Below are 20,401 nucleotides of genomic sequence, written 5' to 3' on the forward strand. Positions count from 1 at the left end.
CGTCGGGGTGACAGACAGGAGGCCGCGCCGTGCCGATCACGATTACCGACGAGCAGATTGCGGATTATGCCCGCGACGGGGCCGTTCTGATCAAGGGGCTGTTTGCCGATCACGTCGAGACATTGCGCGCAGGCGTGGCGCGCAACATGGCCGCGCCGGGGCCGTATGCGGCCGAAAACCTGCAAGCGGGCGAAGGCGGGCGGTTCTTTGATGACTATTGCAACTGGACCCGAATCCCAGAGTTCGAAGAGGTGATCCGCAGCTCGGACGCGGCGCGGGCGGCGGGCGCGTTGATGCGGTCGAACGGGGTGCAGATCTTTCATGATCATGTGCTGGTGAAAGAGCCGGGCACCTCCAAGAAAACCCCGTGGCATCAGGATGGGCCGTATTATTTTGTCGATGGAAGTCAAACGCTTAGCTTTTGGTCGCCGCTCGATCCCGTCACCGACGCCACGCTGCGGATCGTGGCCGGATCGCATCGGTGGCCCAAGCCGGTGCTGCCGACGCGCTGGCTGAAGGAGGACGCGTTCTATGCCGATGAGGACAGCTATATCCCGGTGCCAGACCCCGACGCCGAAGGCATGGACGTTCTGGAATGGGAGATGGCGCCCGGCGACGCGGTGGCCTTTGATTTCAGGGCCTTGCACGGTGCGCGCGGCAATGTGAGCGCCCGGCGGCGGCGAGCGTTTTCGGTGCGGTTCGTCGGCGATGACGCGCGTTATGTCGAACGGCCGGGGCCGACCTCTCCACCCTTTCCGGGGCATGACATGGTGCCGGGACAACGGCTGCGAGAGGACTGGTTTCCGGTGGTTTGGCGCCGCTGACGGCGCGGCAAATCAGGGCGGCACCCTGCGTACACCCCCGGTACACCCCCTGTGCACCCCCCGTACAGACGCGGCGACGGGCACACGCCGTTTGGGCACAGATGTGCGCCAATTTCGGCAGCTCTGTGCAAAAATGGCGAGTCTCGCGGGGCTGATCCGGGGGGACGCCCGCGCCGCCCCGATTGCGGGTGCGACCGGACGCCGGGACCAAAACCGCCCCGGACTTGGGCAAGTGGGCGACCGCGCCCGGCCTGCGGTGATTTTTCCCGGTCCAAGCGCATCTGACGCGCCCGGCCTCGGTTGACCCCCGCGCGGCACGGGCCTAAACAGCGGACAGACCCCGCGCGTGGTGACAGGCGTGGAATAGCAGATGCGCCGGTATCCCCCGACGCAAGCGAGCCGAAGGAGCCAGCCTTGGAAGACCTGCTCAGGGATTATGCGCCCGTTCTGATCTTTCTCGCCCTAGCCATCGGGCTTGGGATCGTTCTTATCCTTGCCGCCGTCATTCTGGCGGTCCGCAACCCGGACCCGGAAAAGGTGTCGGCCTATGAATGCGGGTTCAACGCCTTTGACGATGCGCGGATGAAATTCGACGTGCGGTTCTACCTCGTCTCGATCCTGTTCATCATCTTCGACCTTGAAATCGCGTTCCTGTTTCCTTGGGGCGTGGCCTTTCCGGAAATGTCGATGGTGGGCTTCTGGTCGATGATGGTGTTCCTTGCAGTGCTGACCATCGGCTTTGCCTATGAATGGAAGAAAGGGGCCCTCGAATGGGAGTGATGACAGGTGCCAACACCGCTGGTGTGGACAAGGACGTTGCCACCCAAGCCCTGAACGCCGAGCTTCAGGACAAGGGGTTTCTGCTGACCACGGCGGATGACCTGATCAATTGGGCGCGCACCGGCAGCCTGCACTGGATGACCTTCGGTCTGGCCTGCTGCGCGGTCGAGATGATGCACACTTCGATGCCGCGCTATGACGCCGAGCGGTTCGGGATCGCGCCCCGCGCCTCGCCGCGTCAGTCGGACGTGATGATCGTGGCCGGCACCCTGACCAACAAGATGGCGCCGGCGCTGCGCAAGGTCTACGACCAGATGCCCGAGCCGCGCTATGTGATCTCGATGGGGTCGTGCGCCAATGGCGGCGGCTATTACCACTACAGCTATTCCGTGGTGCGCGGCTGTGACCGGATCGTGCCGGTCGACCTGTATGTGCCCGGCTGCCCGCCGACGGCAGAGGCGCTGCTTTACGGCCTGTTGCAACTGCAACGCAAGATCCGCCGCACCGGCACCATTACCCGTTAAGCGCCGTTCGCGCTGACCGAGGAGACGACGCATGAGCGACACCGCCCTGTCCGACCTGGCCGAGACCATCACCCTGAAGCAGGGCGATGCCGTGGTGGCCACCGAGATCGCCCATGGCGAGTTGACCGTGGAGATCACCCTGGCCTCGGTGCCGGGCTTCATGGAGTTTCTGAAGACCGACGTGGCCTGCAAGTTTTCGACGCTGGTGGACATCACCGCCGTCGATTACCCGAGCCGCGAAAAGCGCTTCGACCTGGTCTGGCACTTCCTGTCGATGTACCAAAACCAGCGCATCCGGGTGAAGACCCGCCTGCGCGAAGACGAGATGGTGCCGTCGATCACCGGCGTCTATCCGGCGGCCAACTGGTTCGAGCGGGAAGTGTTCGACATGTACGGCATCCTGTTTTCCGGCCACCCGGACCTGCGCCGCATCCTGACCGACTACGGGTTCCGGGGCCATCCGCTGCGCAAGGATTTCCCGACCACGGGCTATACCGAGGTGCGCTATGACGAGGCGCTGAAGCGCGTGGTCTATGAGCCGGTGAAGCTGGTGCAGGAATACCGCCAGTTCGATTTCATGAGCCCGTGGGAAGGGGCCGAGTATATCCTGCCGGGCGACGAGAAACCCGAGGCCGCGAAAGGCTGAATGCGGCAATGACACAGGCGACACTCCTTTTCGGGATCGGCGCGGCAAAGGCAGGCACGACCTGGCTGTACCGCTATCTCGCCGCACACCCGCAAGTGCGCCTGCCTGCCGTCAAGGAACTGCATTACTTCGACACCTGCGAGACCGGCAAGTTTGACCGGCAACGCAACCGGATGGAGCGCGAATGCGCCCGCCGGGTCGAACGTCTGCCAACCGGGGACGTGCGGCTGGATCGGCGACTGAAGCGCGAGGTTGCGGGCTATCAGGGCTGGCTGGACGTGATCCGCGCCGGGCAGAACGACGCGGGCTATGTCGACTACCTGACGCGGGGGGCCGATACGGCGCGCGTGGTGGGCGACATCACCCCGGCCTATGCGACGCTGGCCGAGGCGAGCCTGTCGCGGATGGCGGCGCTTGCCCCGGTGACGCGGTTTGTTTTCCTGATGCGGGATCCGCTGGACCGGCTATGGTCGAACATCCGCATGGCCGCGACCCGGCGGGGCGGGGCGCTGGCCGACACGGCGGCGATGCTGCTGGACAAGGTGGTCGAGGGGCGCGACCGGACGCTGACGGACCGGTCCGATTACGCCGGAACGCTGGCGCGGCTGAACGCGGCTGTGGACCCCGCGAAGGTGTTCACCGCGTTTTACGAAACCCTGTTTCAGCCCGACACGCTGGCGCGTCTGTGCGGCTTTCTGGGTATTGCCGAGCGGCCCGCGAATACCGAGGCGCGGGTGCATGTGGGCGAAGAGTTGAACATGACCGAGGCGCAGCGCGCCCGCGCATTGGCGTGGCTTGCTCCTCAATACGAGGCGGTTGCATCGCGGATGGGTCCGCTGCCCGCCCGCTGGACGGATAACATGGAGGCGCTGGCATGATGGATGGCGGCAAAGGCTTCGAAGACGCCCTGACAGGCGAACAGAAGATCCGGAATTTCAACATCAACTTCGGGCCTCAGCACCCGGCGGCGCACGGTGTGCTGCGTCTTGTGCTGGAGCTGGATGGCGAGATCGTGGAACGCTGCGACCCGCATATCGGGCTGCTGCATCGCGGGACCGAGAAGTTGATGGAATCGCGCACCTATCTGCAAAACCTGCCCTATTTCGACCGGCTGGACTACGTGGCGCCGATGAACCAGGAACATGCCTGGTGTCTGGCCATCGAAAAGCTGACCGGCGTGGAAGTGCCGCGCCGGGCCAGCCTGATCCGGGTGCTTTACAGCGAGATCGGCCGGGTTCTGAACCACCTGCTGAACGTGACCACGCAGGCCATGGACGTGGGGGCGCTGACGCCGCCGCTGTGGGGCTTCGAGGAACGCGAAAAGCTGATGGTGTTCTACGAGCGGGCTTGTGGCGCGCGCCTGCACGCAGCCTATTTCCGGCCCGGTGGTGTGCATCAGGATCTGCCGCCTGCGCTGATCGACGATATCGAGGAATGGGCCAACGCCTTTCCCAAAGTGCTGGACGACATCGACGGGCTGCTGACCGAGAACCGCATTTTCAAGCAGCGCAACGCCGATATTGGCGTCGTGACCGAGCAGGAGATCCTCGATTGGGGCTTTTCCGGCGTGATGGTGCGCGGCTCCGGTCTGGCGTGGGACTTGCGCCGAGCACAGCCCTATGAGTGCTATGACGAGTTCGACTTCCAGATCCCGGTGGGCAAGAACGGCGACTGCTACGACCGCTATCTTGTGCGAATGGAAGAGATGCGCCAGTCGGTGCACATCATTCATCAAGCCATCGAGAAACTGCGTGCGCCCGAGGGGCAGGGCGATATCCTGGCCCGTGGCAAGGTCACGCCGCCGAAGCGGAGCGACATGAAGACCTCGATGGAGGCGCTCATTCACCACTTCAAGCTGTACACCGAAGGGTTCCACGTGCCGGAAGGCGAGGTCTATGCCGCGGTGGAAGCGCCGAAGGGCGAGTTCGGCGTCTACCTTGTGGCGGATGGCACCAACAAACCCTACAAGGCCAAGCTGCGCGCGCCCGGCTTCCTGCATTTGCAGGCGATGGACCACGTTGCCCGTGGCCATCAACTGGCTGACGTGGCCGCCATCATCGGCACCATGGATGTCGTGTTCGGAGAAATCGACCGGTGAGTCTGGCGCTTCTCACCACGATCTGCGGCGGGATCACGGTCGTGATCCTGACCATGCTGGCCTGGGCGTTCTGGAGCGATCCGGAACGCGGGCTGGCCCAAACCACGCATCGTGCCGAGAAGTTGCCGTCCGTGATGGCCGACCGCTACACCGCCTTCGCGGTTCTGGCGCTGGTCTTCACGCTCTACGGGGACGTGAACGTTTTGATCGCCCTGTTTGCCGTCTGCGCCTTCATGGGCTTTGCCGATGGTCTGATCTATGCCCGCGCCGGGCACCCGCATATGAAACACACGATCTCGGGCGTGTTGTCGACGGTGGCGCTTGCCATCGCTGTCGCCGCCCGTGTGACCGAAGGAGCCAGCTAATGCTTCGCCGCCTCTACCACGACCAGCCCGAAAGCTTTGCCTTCACCCCCGCCAACCTGGAATGGGCGCGGGCGCAGATCACGAAATACCCCGAGGATCGCGCCCAATCGGCGGTGATCCCCTTGCTGTGGCGCGCGCAGGAACAGGAAGGCTGGCTGACCAAACCGGCGATCGAGCACGTGGCGGACATGCTGGGCATGGCCTATATCCGCGCGCTGGAAGTGGCGACCTTTTATTTCATGTTCCAGTTGCAGCCGGTGGGCAGCATCGCGCATGTGCAGGTCTGCGGCACCACCTCTTGCATGATCTGCGGCGCGGAAGACCTGATCGCTGTCTGCAAGGACAAGATCGCGGCGAATGCGCATGAGCTGTCGACGGATGGCACCTTCAGCTGGGAAGAGGTTGAATGCCTCGGGGCCTGCGCGAACGCGCCGATGGTGCAGATTGGCAAGGATTACTACGAAGACCTGACCGCCGAAAGGTTCGGCTGGATTCTGGACGAACTGGCCGCTGGCCGCGTGCCGACACCGGGGCCGCAGAACGGGCGCTACGCGTCCGAGCCGCTGTCGGGGCTGACGTCGCTGACGGATCACGAAGCAGGGCGCGACAGCTTGAACGCCTCGGCCCGTCTGGCGACGGATATTGGCGATACGGTCAAGCGCATCGACGGTACCGAAGTGCCGCTCTTGGCGCCGTGGGGCAAGCAATCGGGCGCCGATGACGAGGAGGCGCCCGCCGCCGCCGCTGCGCCCGCGCCCGCGCCCGCGCCGGAACCGTCGCCCGCAGCGCCCACGCCCGCCGCAGAGGCCGAGGAAAGCGAACCGGAACTGTTGTCCGGCCCCCGCGAAGGCCGCGCGCCCGATGACCTCAAGAAGATTTCCGGCGTCGGTCCCAAGCTGGAAGGCATGTTGAACGAGCTTGGCTTTTACCACTACGACCAGATCGCCCAGTGGGGCCCGTCCGAGATTGCATGGGTCGACGCCCGCCTGACCTTCAAGGGCCGCATCGAGCGTGACAATTGGGTCGCACAGGCGACCGAACTGGCCAAGGGCTGATTCGCGCCGCTTTCGTCATGATCGAAATCCCGGCACTCTGCTGAAAAACGCAAGGGCAGGTCGCAGCCATACCAATAGGGTGCGACTGGCCCCGGCAAGAGCAGGAGGCGCCCGTGATCCACGATTACGATGGCATGTTCAACGGCCATGTGCAGCAGGCCGAGAAGCGTCAGGCCAATGCCGACGTTCTGACCGAGATTTTGTGGCGCTACGTGCAGCCCAAATCGGTGATCGACCTTGGATGCGGGTTGGGGTTCTTCCTGAATGCCTGCAAGGGGCGCGGGGCCAGCATCCAGGGCATTGACGGCGATTGGGTCGATACCGAAACGATGGTGATCCCCAAATCCCGCTTTAAAACCGCCAACCTGAATCAGCCTTTTACCGCGTCGAAGCGCTATGATCTGGCCGCGACCATCGAAGTGGCCGAGCATCTGGTGCCCGAGCGGTCCGAGGGGTTCGTGAGTGATCTTTGCGCCTTGTCCGACGTGGTGCTGTTTTCCGCCGGGGTGCCCGATCAGGGCGGCGCAGGGCATGTCAACCTGCGCTGGCAGGGCGAATGGGCCGAGATGTTCGCCGCCCAAGGCTATGCCTGTTTCGACCCGATCCGCCGCCGCATGGCCGCGTTTGACCGGGCCTATCCGTGGCTGATGCAGAATATCCTGCTTTATGTGAAAGAGGGCGTCGAGATCAGCCCCTTTCTGGAAGAGCACAGGACAGTTCCGCGCGCTGCCTCAACAATAGGCTATTGGCACTATCGGAAACGGATAAAGATCCTGCGGCAGCGGATTCGGGCGCTTCGGGACGGCGAATAGGCCCTGTTTCCTGAATAATCCTTCACAGTGCGGCCCAGAGTGGTGTCTACTTTCCCCAACACAACGTGAAGGGAGAGGGATCATGTCCATGGATCAGGACCAGACCGAATGTGAGCGCAATTGCCTGTATGGCGGCATGGCCGTGGGCATCGGGGTGCTGCTGCTGCTGCGCTTCGCCGCGGGGTGGGGCTGGCTTTTGGCGCTGGTGCTTGGCATCGCGATTGCGGTGCTGGCGGTGGTGGTGTTGCGCAGCCTTCTGTGCTCTGGCGGCTCGACCGCTGCACCGCGTTCGACGTCGCCAGCCGCAGCACCGCCGACCGAGCGGACCGAAGCGCCCGCCGCAGGGGCCGCCGCCGCCGCGCCAGAGCCTGCTCCTGTGCCCGCCCCGGAGCCGGAGCGTGAGGCGGACGTGACAGATGAGCCCCCCGCGCCCGCGCCGACGCCAACCCCGGAAGAGCCCCCCGCACCGGCCACCCCGGTTGCCGTGTCGAGTGCGGGTTCCGACGACGCGGCCACGCAGCCCGAGGGGCTGTCTGCGGCGCGGGATGGCGGGCCGGATGACCTCAAGAAGATCAAGGGGGTGGGGCCGAAGCTGGAAGACTTGCTGCACACGCTCGGTATTTATCACTTTGACCAGATCGCCGCGTGGGGACCGGCGGAAGTGGCGTGGATGGATGACAACCTGAAGGGGTTCAAGGGTCGTGTGACCCGCGACGACTGGGTGGCGCAGGCAGGGCTTTTGGCCGCAGGGGGAGAGACGGATTTCTCAAGAAAAGTTGACGATGGCGATGTATACTGAGGCGCGGGAGGCCCTCAACCAAAGCTTGAAAGGACCACTGACATGAAGCTTGCAGAAGACATCTGGCTGGGATCTGTCGCGGCCCGGGATTCTCTTGTTGCGGCCGCGAATTACTCGGTTGCCTTCTACGGAAATGCTGCGGTGCAGAGCTGGACCCTGGGTCTCTCGGCGCCGATGGTGTTCTGGTCGGCCATGGCCCGCGCGGTCGAAAACCACGACGCGGCGAACGAGACCGCAAGCGACCCCAAGGGTGTGGCGACCAATCCGGCCCCGGTCCTGCGCGCCGTCGAAACCGCGCCTGCCGAGGCCCCCGTGCCTGCCGAGGACATTGCGGCACCTGTTGCCGTGGCCCTTGTCGAACCCGTTGCCGCACCGCCTGCCGCCGACCCCGCCCCGACCGAGGCCCCGGTTGTCGGGCCACATCTGCTGGACGCCCCGCGCGGTGGCACGGCGGATGACCTGAAACTGGTCAAGGGGATCGGCGCGAAGATGGAGGCCAGCCTGAACGAGTTCGGCATCTATCACTTCGACCAGATCGCCGGTCTGGACGAGGCCGGGATCGCGTGGATTGACGAAAACCTGCCGGGCTTCAAGCGCAACTGTGCCCGGTTCGACGTGGTGGGCAGCGCCAAGGGCCTGCTCTGATCCCCGTCAGACCGCCAGACCCAGACAAGCGCGCCGCTCCGCCGGCGCGCTTTTCCGTCGCCCCGTGACCGATTTGAGGCGCACGACAGTGGACATCCCCTGTCGCTCTGCCGTAAACGGGGCCAAAGACACAAAGCCGCGTGCGTGACCCCAGCTTGTCCATGGCCCAGACTCCCCAGAAACCCCCCGCACAGGCCGCCAAGGCCCGGATCGCCGCAATCGTGATGGCCGCGACGATGGTGCTGTGGATGGGCGCGCAGGTTCTGGGCGGTCGATTGGGCCTGCCGACACGCTACGCGTTTCTGTTCGACCTTGCGGCAATTGCGGCTCTGGTCTGGGCGCTGATCGTCACGTATCAGGTCTGGCAAGCCCGCCGCGCAGAAAGGGACTGAGGATGCTTCAGGATCAAGACCGTATCTTTACCAACATCTACGGGATGCATGACCGGAACCTTGCCGGCGCCAAGGCGCGCGGCCATTGGGACGGCACCAAGGACCTGATCGGCCTCGGTCGCGACAAGATCGTCGAGATCATGAAGGCGTCGGGCCTGCGCGGCCGTGGCGGGGCCGGGTTCCCGACCGGTCTGAAATGGTCCTTCATGCCCAAGGAGAGCGACGGGCGTCCGGCCTATCTCGTGGTGAACGCCGACGAATCCGAGCCCGGCACCTGCAAGGACCGGGAAATCATGCGCAACGATCCGCATACGCTGATCGAAGGCTGCCTGATCGCCAGCTTCGCCATGAACGCAAACGCGGCCTACATCTACATCCGTGGTGAATACATCCGAGAGCGCGAGGCGCTGCAAGCCGCGATCGACGAAGCGTATGACGCGGGCCTGATCGGCAAGAATGCCTGCGGTTCTGGCTTTGATTTCGACCTGTATCTGCATCACGGCGCCGGGGCCTATATCTGCGGCGAGGAAACCGCCCTGATCGAAAGCCTTGAAGGCAAGAAGGGGATGCCCCGGATGAAACCGCCGTTCCCGGCGGGTGCGGGCCTGTATGGCTGCCCGACCACGGTGAACAATGTCGAATCCATCGCCGTTGTGCCGACCATCCTGCGCCGTGGTGCAGAGTGGTTTGCAGGTTTCGGCCGGGCCAACAATGCCGGCACCAAGCTGTTTGCGGTATCGGGCCATGTCAACAATCCCTGCGTCGTGGAAGAAGCCATGTCGATCAGCTTCGAGGAGTTGATCGAGACCCATTGCGGCGGCATTCGCGGCGGCTGGGACAACCTGTTGGCGGTCATTCCGGGCGGGTCGTCCGTGCCGTGCGTGCGCGGTGAGAACATGCGCGATGCGATCATGGATTTCGACTATCTGCGCGGAGAGCTTGGCTCGGGCCTCGGCACCGCTGCCGTGATTGTCATGGACAAGTCGACGGATATCGTGAAGGCGATCTGGCGTCTGTCCAAGTTCTACAAGCACGAAAGCTGTGGCCAGTGCACGCCCTGCCGTGAAGGCACCGGTTGGATGATGCGCGTCATGGATCGCCTGGTGCGTGGCGAGGCCGAGATGGAAGAGATCGACATGCTGTGGGACGTGACCAAGCAGGTCGAAGGCCACACGATCTGCGCCCTTGGCGACGCGGCGGCCTGGCCGATCCAGGGCCTGATCCGCAATTTCCGCCCCGAGATCGAAGACCGGATCAAGGCGCAGAAGGCGGGCCGCGTCAGCGCGGTCGCGGCGGAGTAACGGCGATGGGGCGTGGCGCGGTCTGGGTTTCTCTTGTCCTCGCCACGGCAAACCCGGCCTTTGCCGAAAGTCATTTTTCCGATCCAGACGTCGCGCTGGAACGCAGTGTGCGCGACGATGATCGCGGCGTGCGCGCCATTATTCGGTACCGGCCCGAGGTAATGACCGGCGGACAGGACGAGATCGTCAACGATGACGGCTCGGTCTCGACCCTGTATTGGGACGGTTTTGTTGGCCAGTTTTCCGCCGAGATCGTTGAAGGTCACGTTGAAGGCCTAGAGGCCGAAGCATTCCTGAGAGAAGCCGCCGTGGCCGTTTGTCCCTCGGTCGACAAGGATGTGCTTGACGCGGCTTGGGTCTTGGTGCGCGACGCGACCCTGTCGCTTTTCGCGCAATGTCCCGAGGTGGACGAGACCTTGCGTTGACAGGATGCGTCACGCCTTGGCCGCATCGCACAGGACGGTGGTCTGCCGTCCTGCCTGTTTCTTGTTGCCATCCATGGGGCGCCGTGTCGGGTGCGATCCAGTGGCGCTTCGGGTGAAATATTCGGATTTGGCCAACGAGAGCGATCCGAGGCGGCTGTCGCGATTGGCGGCGCACCTGTGCCGTCGGCTGGGTGCGAAATAAATCTGCGCGCGACAATTCAAAAACTCCTCGATCCGGCCAGATGACCCGGCCATGCGCTGTGCCGCCGTGAAAGGTCGACGCGCACGGTTGGCGTCGCTAAAGTTTCGCCATGGCGCAGAGTGGAGCACGCGATGTTTGATTTATGGGATATTTTCACGCCGTCGGGCATTGAGGGCAGTCGCCGTATGCGGCTGTTCACGGGCGGCATCGGGGCATTGATCGGGGGCGGGATCGGCTTTCTGGCGGCCAAGATCGCGGGAGGCGCTCTCCTCGACATGGTGAGCTATACCGCCGCCGGGGCGTTGATCTGCGGTTTGCTGGCCGCGCTTTTTTCGGCGTTGGTGATCGCATTTCTGGCGGCGGCGGTTGCCTGCGGTGCCGTGGTTCTGTGGCAGACCTATCTGGGCGGGTCTTGATGCAACTGGCCAAGATGGACGAGACTTGGCGGTGAAGCGTTATCCAGACATGCGCCGCACCGCAGGTGACCGGGATCTACCGGTGCGCCTGTTCATACTCGCGGCCGTCGGTTCCCTTATCGCGTCACTGGCCTTCGGGCTGTGGGCGTTGAACAACGATGTCGGGGCGTGCATCGACCCGGACCACGGCCGATTTGCAGTCGTGGTCGCGTGCGAAACCCCGGAATCCCCCTTTCGATAGATCGGCAACAGGCGGTGACCCGCCTGCCACAAACAGTTGATGATGCCCCCCGAACGCATTAGAATCGCCACAAAACAAGCCCCGGGCGAACCTGGGCCGGTGTGTGTATAGCGCCAGGAGGCGGCAGTGGCAGATCAACGGATGCAAGGCGGCGAGCGGCCGCTTCTGACCGGGTTTTACCGTCTTTGGATGGTGGCGGTGTTCCTTGGCCTCATCGGGGTGGGCGTCTGGCTTGGCTATACGTGGGGAATCGGCGGTTCGATTCTGGGCGCAGTGATTGGCACGGTGCTGGCGGGAATGGTGATGATGGTGCTCAACACCCCGGAAAAGCTGGAGGCCGCAATTTATACGACGCTCGGCTTTACCTTCCTTGCTCTGCTGATCTACGCGATCATCGCATTCTGGGGCGTGCGGCTCTGACTCTGGCCGCGACGATCCTGCCGGTTCGGCAGATTCAGGCCCGGATGGTGGCCCGAGTGGCGTTGATATTGAATATCATTCACCTCTGACCCCATTTAGCCTTTGCACCGAGTCAAGTTGGAAGGATTTTCCTTGATGCGCAGATTTATACTTGCCGCCGGTCTGGCCGGTCTGGTGGCACAGCCTGTTTTTTCAGATGAATACGATGCCCTGCGGGCAGACTCGCGGATCCACAATGGCCTGCTTGTCATCATGATCGGCTCGCATATCCAGGACACCTGCCCGACGATCGAGGCGCGCAGCCTGTCGGCGACCGGCTTCATGTTCGGTCTCGCGCGGCACGCGATGTCGCTTGGCTACAGCCGGGCGCAGGTCGAACGATATGTCGATGACGAGGAGGAGCGTGCCCGCTTTGAAACGCTTGCCCGGACGTATTTCGCACAACACGGTGTTACCTCTGACGACGACGTAGAGGGCGCCTGTCGGGTCGGTGAGCAGGAGATGACCGATCAGACATCCGTGGGGCGTTTGCTGCGCCATTCGTGATCGGATTTCGGATGAAATTGCATGCCCGCCCGAAAAAACGGCGGGCATGCGCGCTTTAGGCGCGGGGTTTTGTGGCGGTCAAACCGACGACAGGCCTGAAAAATGCGCGTCCTGCGTTGCAAATCCCGGCCAATCGCGGCAGTAGAGGACGAGGAAATTTTCCGCGTGAATCCGCGCGGGGCTTGCGTTAGACACGCGGCCAACCGGACCTCGCGACGCGCAAGGGTGAAGCATGACCGAGCTACGCAAAATCATCATCGACGACAAAGAGATCGAGGTGGATCCGGCGATGACGCTGATCCAGGCCTGTGAACAGGCCGGGGTGGAAGTGCCGCGCTTTTGCTATCATGAACGTCTGTCGATTGCCGGCAACTGTCGCATGTGCCTTGTCGAGGTCGTCGGCGGCCCGCCGAAGCCCGCTGCCTCCTGCGCCATGCAGGTCAAGGATCTGCGTCCGGGGCCGGAAGGTGCGCCGCCTGTGGTGAAAACCAACTCGCCCATGGTCAAGAAGGCCCGCGAAGGGGTGATGGAGTTCCTGCTCATCAACCACCCGCTGGATTGCCCGATCTGTGACCAGGGCGGCGAATGCGATCTTCAGGATCAGGCGATGGCCTATGGCGTCGATTTCAGCCGCTACCGCGAGCCCAAGCGCGCCACGGAAGAACTGAACCTCGGCCCGCTTGTTGGCACGGCGATGACGCGCTGCATTTCCTGCACCCGCTGCGTCCGCTTCACCACCGAGGTCGCAGGCATCTGGCAAATGGGCCAGACCGGGCGTGGCGAGGATGCCGAGATCACCAGCTATCTCAACCAGACGCTCGATTCGAACTTGCAGGGCAATATCATCGACCTTTGCCCGGTCGGCGCTCTGACCTCGAAGCCCTATGCCTTTACCGCGCGTCCGTGGGAGCTGACCAAGACCGAGACCATCGACGTGATGGACGCGCTCGGCTCCAACATCCGGGTCGACACCAAGGGCCGCGAAGTGATGCGTATTCTGCCGCGCAACCATGACGGCGTGAACGAAGAGTGGATTTCGGACAAAACCCGCTTCGTGTGGGACGGTCTGCGTCGCCAGCGTCTGGACACGCCCTATATCCGTGAAAACGGCAAGCTGCGCAAAGCGAGCTGGGGCGAGGCGCTGTCTGCCGCCGCCGCTGCGATGAAGGGCAAGAAACTGACCGGCTTGGTCGGTGACCTGGCCCCGGTCGAAGCTGTCTTCGCGCTCAAGCAGTTGATCGAAGGGCATGGCGGCAATGTCGAATGCCGGACCGACCGCGCAAAGCTGCCCGCGGGCAACAGGGGCGGCTATGCCGGGACCGCGACCGTCGAGGATATTGACGATGCGGAAATGATCCTGATCATCGGCTCCAACCCGCGCGACGAAGCGCCGGTGCTGAATGCGCGCATCCGCAAGGCATGGCTGAACGGTGCGGAAATCGCCGTGATCGGGCAGGCTGCGGACCTGACCTATGAGTATTACCACGCTGGCACCGGTCGCAAGGCGCTGCTCGACATGATCGAACAGGGCGTGTCGGACGAAACCCGCGACGCCAAGAAAACCCTCGTGATTGTTGGTCAGGGCGCGCTGCGTGAAGCCGATGGCGAGGCTGTTCTGGCGCAAGCCCAGAAGATGGCCGAGATTTCAGGTTCGGGCCTGTTGGTTCTGCACACTGCCGCTGCCCGCGTGGGCGCGATGGATGTGAATGCCGTGACCGAGGGTGGCCTCGATGCCGCCATCGACGGGGCCGAAGTGATCTACAGCCTTGGCGCGGACGAGGTCGAGATCGACGCGGGCCCCTTCGTGATCTACCAGGGCAGCCATGGCGACCGAGGCGCGCACCGCGCCGACGTAATCCTGCCCGGCGCTGCCTACACGGAAGAAAACGGCTTGTTCGTGAACACCGAAGGCCGACCGCAACTGGCGATGCGCGCGGGCTTTGCCCCCGGTGAGGCCAAGGAAAACTGGGCGATCCTGCGAGCTCTGTCGGCGGAACTGGGGGCGACGCTGCCTTTCGACTCGCTGGCGCAACTGCGCAGTGCGCTGGTCGAGGCGGCGCCACAACTGGGGCTGATCGACGAAGTGGCCGTGAACGAGGTGCAGCCGCTGGAGCTTCGCGCGCCCGGCAATGCTGATTTCGTGCCGGCGGTTCGGGATTTCTACCTGACGAACCCGATTGCCCGTGCATCGGCCCTGATGGGCGAATTGAGCGCCGCCGCCAAGGCGCGCGCCGAGGCCGCGATTGCGGCGGAGTAAGTGGTGGTGCCGGGTGGGCGTTCCTTCCGGCCCGTCGCGGGCGGTCTTGCTGCCCTGTTGGTCGTCGCGGGCTGCGCGCCCGATACGGGCGTGACACAGGACAGCCAACGGGCGTCGTTCGAGTATCTGGGGGTCGAGACCCGGCTTCTGGATGAGGATCTGGTAAATTTCCGCGTTGAGATGCGCGGGGCGAGAGGGCGCGAGGACGTGGCGGACTACGCCGAATGTGCAGCAGCTCAGTACACGCTGATCCGGGGCTACGGATTTGCGCGACATGTCCGCACAAATGTGCAGGAAGAGGCTGGCCTTTGGCACGCAGATGCGGTTTACACCGTGTCACCGGCGCTCCCGCGGGGGGTGCAGACGATGGACGCCGAGGTGGTGGCCGCCGACTGCGCCGAGCAAGGCATACCGACGGTGTGAGGATCAATGGCTGACTTCTTTACTACCACCCCCGGCATCGCGCTGATTATCATCGCGCAATGCCTTGCGGTGATCGCATTCGTGATGATCTCGCTTCTGTTCCTGGTCTATGGCGACCGGAAAATCTGGGCGGCTGTCCAGATGCGGCGCGGCCCCAACGTGGTGGGCGTCTTCGGGTTGCTGCAATCCGTGGCCGACGCGCTGAAATACGTTATCAAGGAAGTGGTGATCCCGGCGGGCGCAGACAAGCCCGTCTTTATCCTCGCCCCTCTGACCAGCTTCGTGCTGGCGATGATTGCCTGGGCGGTGATCCCCTTTAACGACGGCTGGGTGCTGGCCGATCTGAACGTCGCCATCCTGTATGTTTTCGCGGTCTCCTCGCTAGAGGTTTACGGCGTGATCATGGGCGGATGGGCGTCGAACTCCAAATACCCGTTCCTTGGGTCGCTGCGGTCCGCCGCACAGATGATTTCCTACGAGGTGTCGATCGGCCTGATCATCATCGGTGTCGTGATCTCGACCGGCTCGCTCAACTTCTCGGACATCGTGCGCGCGCAGGACGGCAACCTCGGGTTCTTCAACTGGTACTGGCTGCCGCATTTCCCGATGGTGTTCCTGTTCTTCATCTCGGCGCTGGCGGAAACCAACCGCCCGCCCTTCGACCTGCCGGAAGCGGAATCGGAACTGGTGGCGGGCTATCAGGTGGAATATTCGGCCACGCCCTTCCTGCTGTTCATGGCCGGGGAATATATCGCCATCTTCCTGATGTGCGCGCTGACGACGCTGCTGTTCTTCGGCGGCTGGCTGTCGCCCATTCCGGGCCTGCCCGACGGGGTGCTGTGGATGGTCGGCAAGATGGCCTTCTTCTTTTTCATCTTCGCAATGGTGAAGGCGATCACGCCCCGCTACCGCTATGACCAGCTGATGCGCATTGGCTGGAAAGTGTTCCTGCCGATGTCGCTTGGCTGGGTGGTGATCGTGGCCTTCCTTGCGAAATTCGAACTCTTCGGCGGCGCCTATGCCCGCTGGATGATCGGGGGCTGATGATGACTCAGATCGACTACACCCGTGCCGCGAAATACTTCCTGCTGTCGGACTTCGTGAAGGGGTTCAAGCTTGGCCTGAAGTATTTCTTCGCGCCCAAGGCGACGCTGAACTACCCGCACGAGAAAGGCCCGCTGTCGGTCCGCTTCCGGGGCGAACACGCGCTGCGCCGCTATCCCAACGGGGAAGAGCGTTGCATTGCCTGCAAACTGTGCGAGGCGATCTGCCCGGCGCAGGCCATCACCATCGACGCCGAACCGCGCGAAGACGGCAGCCGCCGCACCACACGCTATGACATCGACATGACGAAGTGCATCTATTGCGGTTTCTGCCAAGAGGCGTGCCCGGTCGATGCGATTGTCGAAGGCCCGAACTTCGAGTTCGCCACCGAGACCCGTGAAGAGCTGTTTTACGACAAGCAGCGCCTGCTGGCGAACGGGGACCGGTGGGAAGCCGAGATCGCACGTAACCTCGAACTGGATGCGCCCTACAGATGAGCAACGCCCCGAACAATCCCTTCGCGGCCATCCTGGCGCAAACCCAGGAAATGGCGAAAGACTGGGTCACGGCGGTGAACCCGGCCATGGCCAATTTTACGCCCCAAGGCTTTGAGAAGATGTGGCCCACCGTGCCCGCCGAGATGATGGAAGCGTTCATGGGCAAGCAGTTCAACCCCGAGGGACTGGACGCCAAGACCCGGCTTTTGCTGACGTTGCAGGGATTGACCATTCAAGGTGCGGTCGCCGAGCCGCAGATCCGGATCACGGTGCGCCATGCGCTGGCGGCCGGGGCCACGAAACAGGAAATTGCCGAAACCATCGCGCAGGCCGCCATCTTTGGCGGCGTTCCCGCCATGAACAAGGCGATGGAGCTTGCCCGTCAGGCCATCGACGGAACCGAGGAGTAACCCCATGGGTATCGCCGATTTCACCTTTTACCTCTTTGCCATCACCACGGTGTTGGCCGGCTTCCTCGTGGTGGTCGCCCGCAACCCGGTTCACTCGGTGCTGTGGCTGATCCTCGCCTTTCTCAGCGCGGCGGGGCTGTTCGTGCTGGTCGGGGCCGAGTTCGTGGCAATGCTGCTGGTCATCGTCTACGTGGGCGCGGTCGCGGTGTTGTTCCTGTTCGTTGTGATGATGCTCGATGTTGATTTTGCCGAGCTCAAGGCGGAAATGGCCAAGTACATCCCGCTCGCGGGGCTGATCGGCGTGATCATCCTGCTGGAGCTGTCGCTGGCCCTTGGCACCTGGACCACGGCGGCAGGTGTCGAATTGCTGGCCTCGCCGCAAGCCACGCCCGAGGGCACGCACAACACCGCCGCGCTTGGCGCGGTGATCTATGACCAATACTTCCTGCTGTTCCAACTGGCCGGTTTGATCCTGCTGGTGGCCATGATCGGCGCCATCGTGCTGACGCTGCGCCACCGTCAGGACATCAAGCGCCAGAACGTGCTGGCCCAGATGTACCGCGACCCGGCCAAGGCGATGGAACTGAAGGACGTGAAGCCGGGGCAGGGGCTCTGATGGCTTGGTGGGGTTGGGTGGCGATCACGGTCGCCCTCGCTGCCGCAGTATACACGACCGCCCGGAACCGGGATGGAAACGATCGGTCCTGACGCCGGTCACCAAGAACTCTGGCCGCATCGGCAACGGTGCGGGCGCGATTGAATAACCAAGGGGCGCAGGCCCCGGAGGGACGAGATGAGTATCGCACTGGAACATTACCTGACGGTGGCGGCAGCGCTGTTCGTCATCGGGATTTTCGGGATCTTCCTGAACCGAAAGAACGTCATCATCATCCTGATGTCGATCGAACTGATGCTTCTGGCGGTCAACATCAACCTCGTCGCCTTCTCGGCCTATCTGGGCGACTTGACGGGGCAGATATTCACCCTGTTCGTGCTGACCGTCGCCGCCGCCGAGGCCGCCATCGGCCTTGCCATCCTCGTCTGCTTCTTCCGCAACCGCGGCACCATCGCCGTGGAAGACGTCTCGAACATGAAGGGCTGATCCATGGAAACCATCCTCCTCTTCGCCCCTCTGGTCGGCGCCGTCATCTGCGGTTTTTCCTGGCGCCTGATCGGCGAACAGGCCGCCTGCTGGACGGCCACGATCCTGCTGTTCCTGTCCTGTCTGCTGAGCTGGATTACCTTCCTCGGCTTCAACGGCGAAACCGAGGTGCGCGAGCTCTTCACCTGGATTTCGTCGGGCACGCTCGACACCAGCTGGTCCGTGCGCATCGACCGCCTGACGGCAATCATGCTGATCGTGATCACCACGGTGTCCGCGCTCGTCCATCTCTACAGCTTCGGCTACATGGCCCATGACGAGAACTTCCGCGAAGGCGAAAGCTACAAGCCGCGCTTCTTCGCCTACCTCTCGTTCTTCACCTTCGCGATGTTGTCGCTTGTGACCGCCGACAACCTGCTGCAACTGTTCTTCGGTTGGGAAGGTGTGGGCGTCGCCTCCTACCTGCTGATCGGCTTCTACTTCCGCAAGCCATCGGCCGGTGCTGCCGCGATGAAGGCCTTTATCGTCAACCGGGTGGGTGACTTTGGGTTCCTGCTTGGCATCTTCGCGATCTACAAGCTGACCGACAGCATTGATTTCAGCGTGATCATGGCCGAGGGGCCGCATCTGGCCGACACCACCATCACCTTCCTCGGGCGCGAGCTGAATGCGGCCAACACCATCGGCATGTTGCTGTTCATCGGCGCGATGGGGAAATCGGCACAGCTTTTCCTGCACACCTGGCTGCCCGACGCGATGGAAGGTCCGACCCCGGTGTCGGCCCTGATCCACGCCGCGACCATGGTGACGGCGGGTGTGTTCCTGGTCTGCCGGATGTCGCCCATTCTGGAATACGCGCCTTACGCGACCAACTTCATCATCATCATCGGCGCGGCCACTGCGTTCTTCGCGGCCACCGTTGGTCTGGTGCAGAACGACATCAAGCGCGTGATCGCCTATTCGACCTGTTCCCAGCTTGGCTACATGTTCGTGGCTGCTGGCGTCGGGGTTTACTCGGTCGCCATGTTCCACCTGCTGACCCACGCGTTTTTCAAGGCGATGCTGTTCCTTGGCGCGGGCTCGGTCATCCACGCGATGCACCACGAGCAGGACATGCGGAACTATGGTGGCCTGCGAAAGAAGATCCCGTTTACCTTTGCGGCGATGATGATCGGCACGCTGGCCATCACCGGGGTCGGCATTCCGTTCCTGCACATCTTCGGGGTGCCGGTGGGTTTCGCGGGCTTCCTGTCGAAGGATGCCATCATCGAGAGCGCCTATGCCTTTGGCGGCGGTCTGGGCACCTTTGCCTTCTGGATGCTGGTCATCGCGGCGGCTTTCACCAGCTTCTATTCCTGGCGCCTGATTTACCTGACCTTCTATGGTCGTGCGCGTGGCGACAAGCATGCACATGAGCACGCCCACGAAAGCCCCAAGGTCATGCTGATCCCGCTTGGCGTTCTGGCGCTTGGCGCGGTCTTCTCGGGGATGCTGTGGTACAACTCGTTCTTCGGCCATACCGACCGCGTGGCGCAGTTCTTCGGGGTCGAGTATGCCGCCGAGGGCCATGCGACCGAGGCAGGCGACCATGCAGCAGCGGATGCGGGCCACGGTGAAACAGCCGCCCCAGCAGACGAAGGCCATGCCACCGAAGCCGCGACCGATCATGCTGCCCCGGCGGCTGAAGGCGAAGGCCACTACATGTTCACCGGCGCGCCGGGCGACGGCGCCATCCACATGGCGCCTGACAATACCGTCATGAACGACGCGCACGGCGCCCCCGTCTGGGTCAAGATTTCACCCTTCATCGCCATGCTGCTCGGCTTTGCGCTGGCCACGTTGTTCTACATCGTGAACCCCGCCCTGCCGCGCCGCTTTGCCGAGACCTTCCAGCCGGCCTACCTGTTCCTGCTGAACAAGTGGTATTTCGACGAGATCTATGACGTGATCTTCGTCCGTCCCGCCCAGTGGATTGGCCGGGTGCTGTGGAAGCGCGGCGATGGCAACATCATCGACGGCGGTATCAACGGGCTTGCCCTTGGGATCGTCCCCTACTTTACGCGCCTCGCGGGCCGCGCACAGTCCGGCTACATCTTCACCTATGCCTTCGCCATGGTTCTTGGCATCGCGGGGCTGATCACCATCGTTTCCCTGACATTCTGGGGCTGAGAGCAGAG

26 protein-coding genes are annotated in these 20,401 nt (G+C 63.3%); all 26 read left to right on the top strand.

Annotated elements, in window-relative coordinates:
* The first annotated feature begins 29 nt into the window (after positions 1–29).
* Positions 30–824: a phytanoyl-CoA dioxygenase family protein gene (locus BKY27_RS06540; protein WP_071673643.1), complete on the top strand. Its 795-nt coding sequence runs from the start codon at positions 30–32 to the stop codon at positions 822–824.
* A 414-nt stretch (positions 825–1,238) separates the two neighbouring features.
* Positions 1,239–1,604: an NADH-quinone oxidoreductase subunit A gene (locus tag BKY27_RS06545; protein ID WP_071673644.1), complete on the top strand. Its 366-nt coding sequence runs from the start codon at positions 1,239–1,241 to the stop codon at positions 1,602–1,604.
* A complete protein-coding gene (locus tag BKY27_RS06550; protein WP_071673713.1) occupies positions 1,604–2,128 on the top strand; it encodes a NuoB/complex I 20 kDa subunit family protein in 525 nt (174 codons plus the stop codon). The genes BKY27_RS06545 and BKY27_RS06550 overlap by 1 nt, the downstream gene beginning before the upstream one ends.
* A 31-nt stretch (positions 2,129–2,159) precedes the next feature.
* Positions 2,160–2,774: an NADH-quinone oxidoreductase subunit C gene (locus tag BKY27_RS06555; protein ID WP_071673645.1), complete on the top strand. Its 615-nt coding sequence runs from the start codon at positions 2,160–2,162 to the stop codon at positions 2,772–2,774.
* A gap of 8 nt (positions 2,775–2,782) precedes the next feature.
* Complete coding sequence (locus tag BKY27_RS06560; RefSeq protein ID WP_071673646.1) at positions 2,783–3,652, top strand: sulfotransferase family protein; 870 nt, start codon at positions 2,783–2,785, stop codon at positions 3,650–3,652.
* On the top strand, positions 3,649–4,872 hold the full coding sequence (locus BKY27_RS06565) for an NADH-quinone oxidoreductase subunit D (protein ID WP_199559077.1): 1,224 nt from the start codon (positions 3,649–3,651) through the stop codon (positions 4,870–4,872). The genes BKY27_RS06560 and BKY27_RS06565 overlap by 4 nt, the downstream gene beginning before the upstream one ends.
* Positions 4,869–5,237: a hypothetical protein gene (locus BKY27_RS06570; RefSeq protein WP_084667877.1), complete on the top strand. Its 369-nt coding sequence runs from the start codon at positions 4,869–4,871 to the stop codon at positions 5,235–5,237. Before BKY27_RS06565 ends, BKY27_RS06570 begins: the two co-directional genes overlap by 4 nt.
* On the top strand, positions 5,237–6,292 hold the full coding sequence (gene nuoE / locus BKY27_RS06575) for an NADH-quinone oxidoreductase subunit NuoE (protein WP_071673647.1): 1,056 nt from the start codon (positions 5,237–5,239) through the stop codon (positions 6,290–6,292). The genes BKY27_RS06570 and nuoE overlap by 1 nt, the downstream gene beginning before the upstream one ends.
* 113 nt (positions 6,293–6,405) lie before the next feature.
* The gene (locus BKY27_RS06580; protein WP_071673648.1) at positions 6,406–7,104 is read left to right on the top strand and encodes a methyltransferase domain-containing protein; all 699 of its coding nucleotides are present in this window, start codon (positions 6,406–6,408) and stop codon (positions 7,102–7,104) included.
* A gap of 82 nt (positions 7,105–7,186) precedes the next feature.
* Positions 7,187–7,903 (top strand): hypothetical protein, encoded by a 717-nt coding sequence (locus BKY27_RS06585; protein ID WP_071673649.1) that lies wholly within the window; start codon positions 7,187–7,189, stop codon positions 7,901–7,903.
* A 42-nt stretch (positions 7,904–7,945) separates the two neighbouring features.
* Positions 7,946–8,548: a hypothetical protein gene (locus BKY27_RS06590; RefSeq protein ID WP_071673650.1), complete on the top strand. Its 603-nt coding sequence runs from the start codon at positions 7,946–7,948 to the stop codon at positions 8,546–8,548.
* 161 nt (positions 8,549–8,709) lie between these two features.
* Positions 8,710–8,940 (top strand): DUF5337 domain-containing protein, encoded by a 231-nt coding sequence (locus tag BKY27_RS06595; RefSeq protein ID WP_071673651.1) that lies wholly within the window; start codon positions 8,710–8,712, stop codon positions 8,938–8,940.
* A gap of 2 nt (positions 8,941–8,942) precedes the next feature.
* Positions 8,943–10,241, top strand: a complete 1,299-nt coding sequence (gene nuoF / locus BKY27_RS06600; RefSeq protein ID WP_071673652.1) for an NADH-quinone oxidoreductase subunit NuoF — start codon at positions 8,943–8,945, stop codon at positions 10,239–10,241.
* A 5-nt stretch (positions 10,242–10,246) separates the two neighbouring features.
* Positions 10,247–10,666: a hypothetical protein gene (locus BKY27_RS06605; protein ID WP_071673653.1), complete on the top strand. Its 420-nt coding sequence runs from the start codon at positions 10,247–10,249 to the stop codon at positions 10,664–10,666.
* Positions 10,667–10,999: 333 nt separating this feature from the next.
* Positions 11,000–11,284 carry a hypothetical protein gene (locus BKY27_RS06615; protein ID WP_071673655.1) on the top strand — a complete coding sequence of 95 codons (285 nt, stop codon included), beginning with the start codon at positions 11,000–11,002 and terminating at the stop codon, positions 11,282–11,284.
* Positions 11,285–11,315: 31 nt separating this feature from the next.
* The gene (locus tag BKY27_RS20125; RefSeq protein ID WP_158514966.1) at positions 11,316–11,525 is read left to right on the top strand and encodes a hypothetical protein; all 210 of its coding nucleotides are present in this window, start codon (positions 11,316–11,318) and stop codon (positions 11,523–11,525) included.
* Positions 11,526–11,651: 126 nt separating this feature from the next.
* Complete coding sequence (locus tag BKY27_RS06625) at positions 11,652–11,945, top strand: hypothetical protein (protein WP_146636197.1); 294 nt, start codon at positions 11,652–11,654, stop codon at positions 11,943–11,945.
* Positions 11,946–12,080: 135 nt separating this feature from the next.
* Positions 12,081–12,491: a DUF5333 domain-containing protein gene (locus tag BKY27_RS06630; RefSeq protein ID WP_071673658.1), complete on the top strand. Its 411-nt coding sequence runs from the start codon at positions 12,081–12,083 to the stop codon at positions 12,489–12,491.
* 232 nt (positions 12,492–12,723) lie between these two features.
* Positions 12,724–14,748: an NADH-quinone oxidoreductase subunit NuoG gene (gene nuoG / locus BKY27_RS06635; RefSeq protein ID WP_071673659.1), complete on the top strand. Its 2,025-nt coding sequence runs from the start codon at positions 12,724–12,726 to the stop codon at positions 14,746–14,748.
* Positions 14,749–14,754: 6 nt separating this feature from the next.
* A complete protein-coding gene (locus BKY27_RS06640) occupies positions 14,755–15,171 on the top strand; it encodes a hypothetical protein (RefSeq protein ID WP_071673716.1) in 417 nt (138 codons plus the stop codon).
* Between the two features lie 6 nt (positions 15,172–15,177).
* Positions 15,178–16,215 carry an NADH-quinone oxidoreductase subunit NuoH gene (nuoH, locus tag BKY27_RS06645; RefSeq protein ID WP_071673660.1) on the top strand — a complete coding sequence of 346 codons (1,038 nt, stop codon included), beginning with the start codon at positions 15,178–15,180 and terminating at the stop codon, positions 16,213–16,215.
* Positions 16,216–16,217: 2 nt separating this feature from the next.
* Complete coding sequence (nuoI, locus tag BKY27_RS06650; protein ID WP_071673717.1) at positions 16,218–16,712, top strand: NADH-quinone oxidoreductase subunit NuoI; 495 nt, start codon at positions 16,218–16,220, stop codon at positions 16,710–16,712.
* Positions 16,709–17,122: a carboxymuconolactone decarboxylase family protein gene (locus BKY27_RS06655; RefSeq protein WP_071673661.1), complete on the top strand. Its 414-nt coding sequence runs from the start codon at positions 16,709–16,711 to the stop codon at positions 17,120–17,122. Before nuoI ends, BKY27_RS06655 begins: the two co-directional genes overlap by 4 nt.
* A 10-nt stretch (positions 17,123–17,132) precedes the next feature.
* Positions 17,133–17,738 carry an NADH-quinone oxidoreductase subunit J gene (locus tag BKY27_RS06660; RefSeq protein ID WP_071673718.1) on the top strand — a complete coding sequence of 202 codons (606 nt, stop codon included), beginning with the start codon at positions 17,133–17,135 and terminating at the stop codon, positions 17,736–17,738.
* Between the two features lie 177 nt (positions 17,739–17,915).
* Positions 17,916–18,224, top strand: a complete 309-nt coding sequence (gene nuoK / locus BKY27_RS06665) for an NADH-quinone oxidoreductase subunit NuoK (RefSeq protein WP_071673662.1) — start codon at positions 17,916–17,918, stop codon at positions 18,222–18,224.
* 3 nt (positions 18,225–18,227) lie between these two features.
* A complete protein-coding gene (nuoL, locus tag BKY27_RS06670; RefSeq protein ID WP_071673663.1) occupies positions 18,228–20,393 on the top strand; it encodes an NADH-quinone oxidoreductase subunit L in 2,166 nt (721 codons plus the stop codon).
* The last annotated feature ends 8 nt before the right edge of the window (positions 20,394–20,401 follow it).

The organism is Nioella nitratireducens (assembly GCF_001879715.1).
GTDB lineage: Bacteria > Pseudomonadota > Alphaproteobacteria > Rhodobacterales > Rhodobacteraceae > Nioella > Nioella nitratireducens.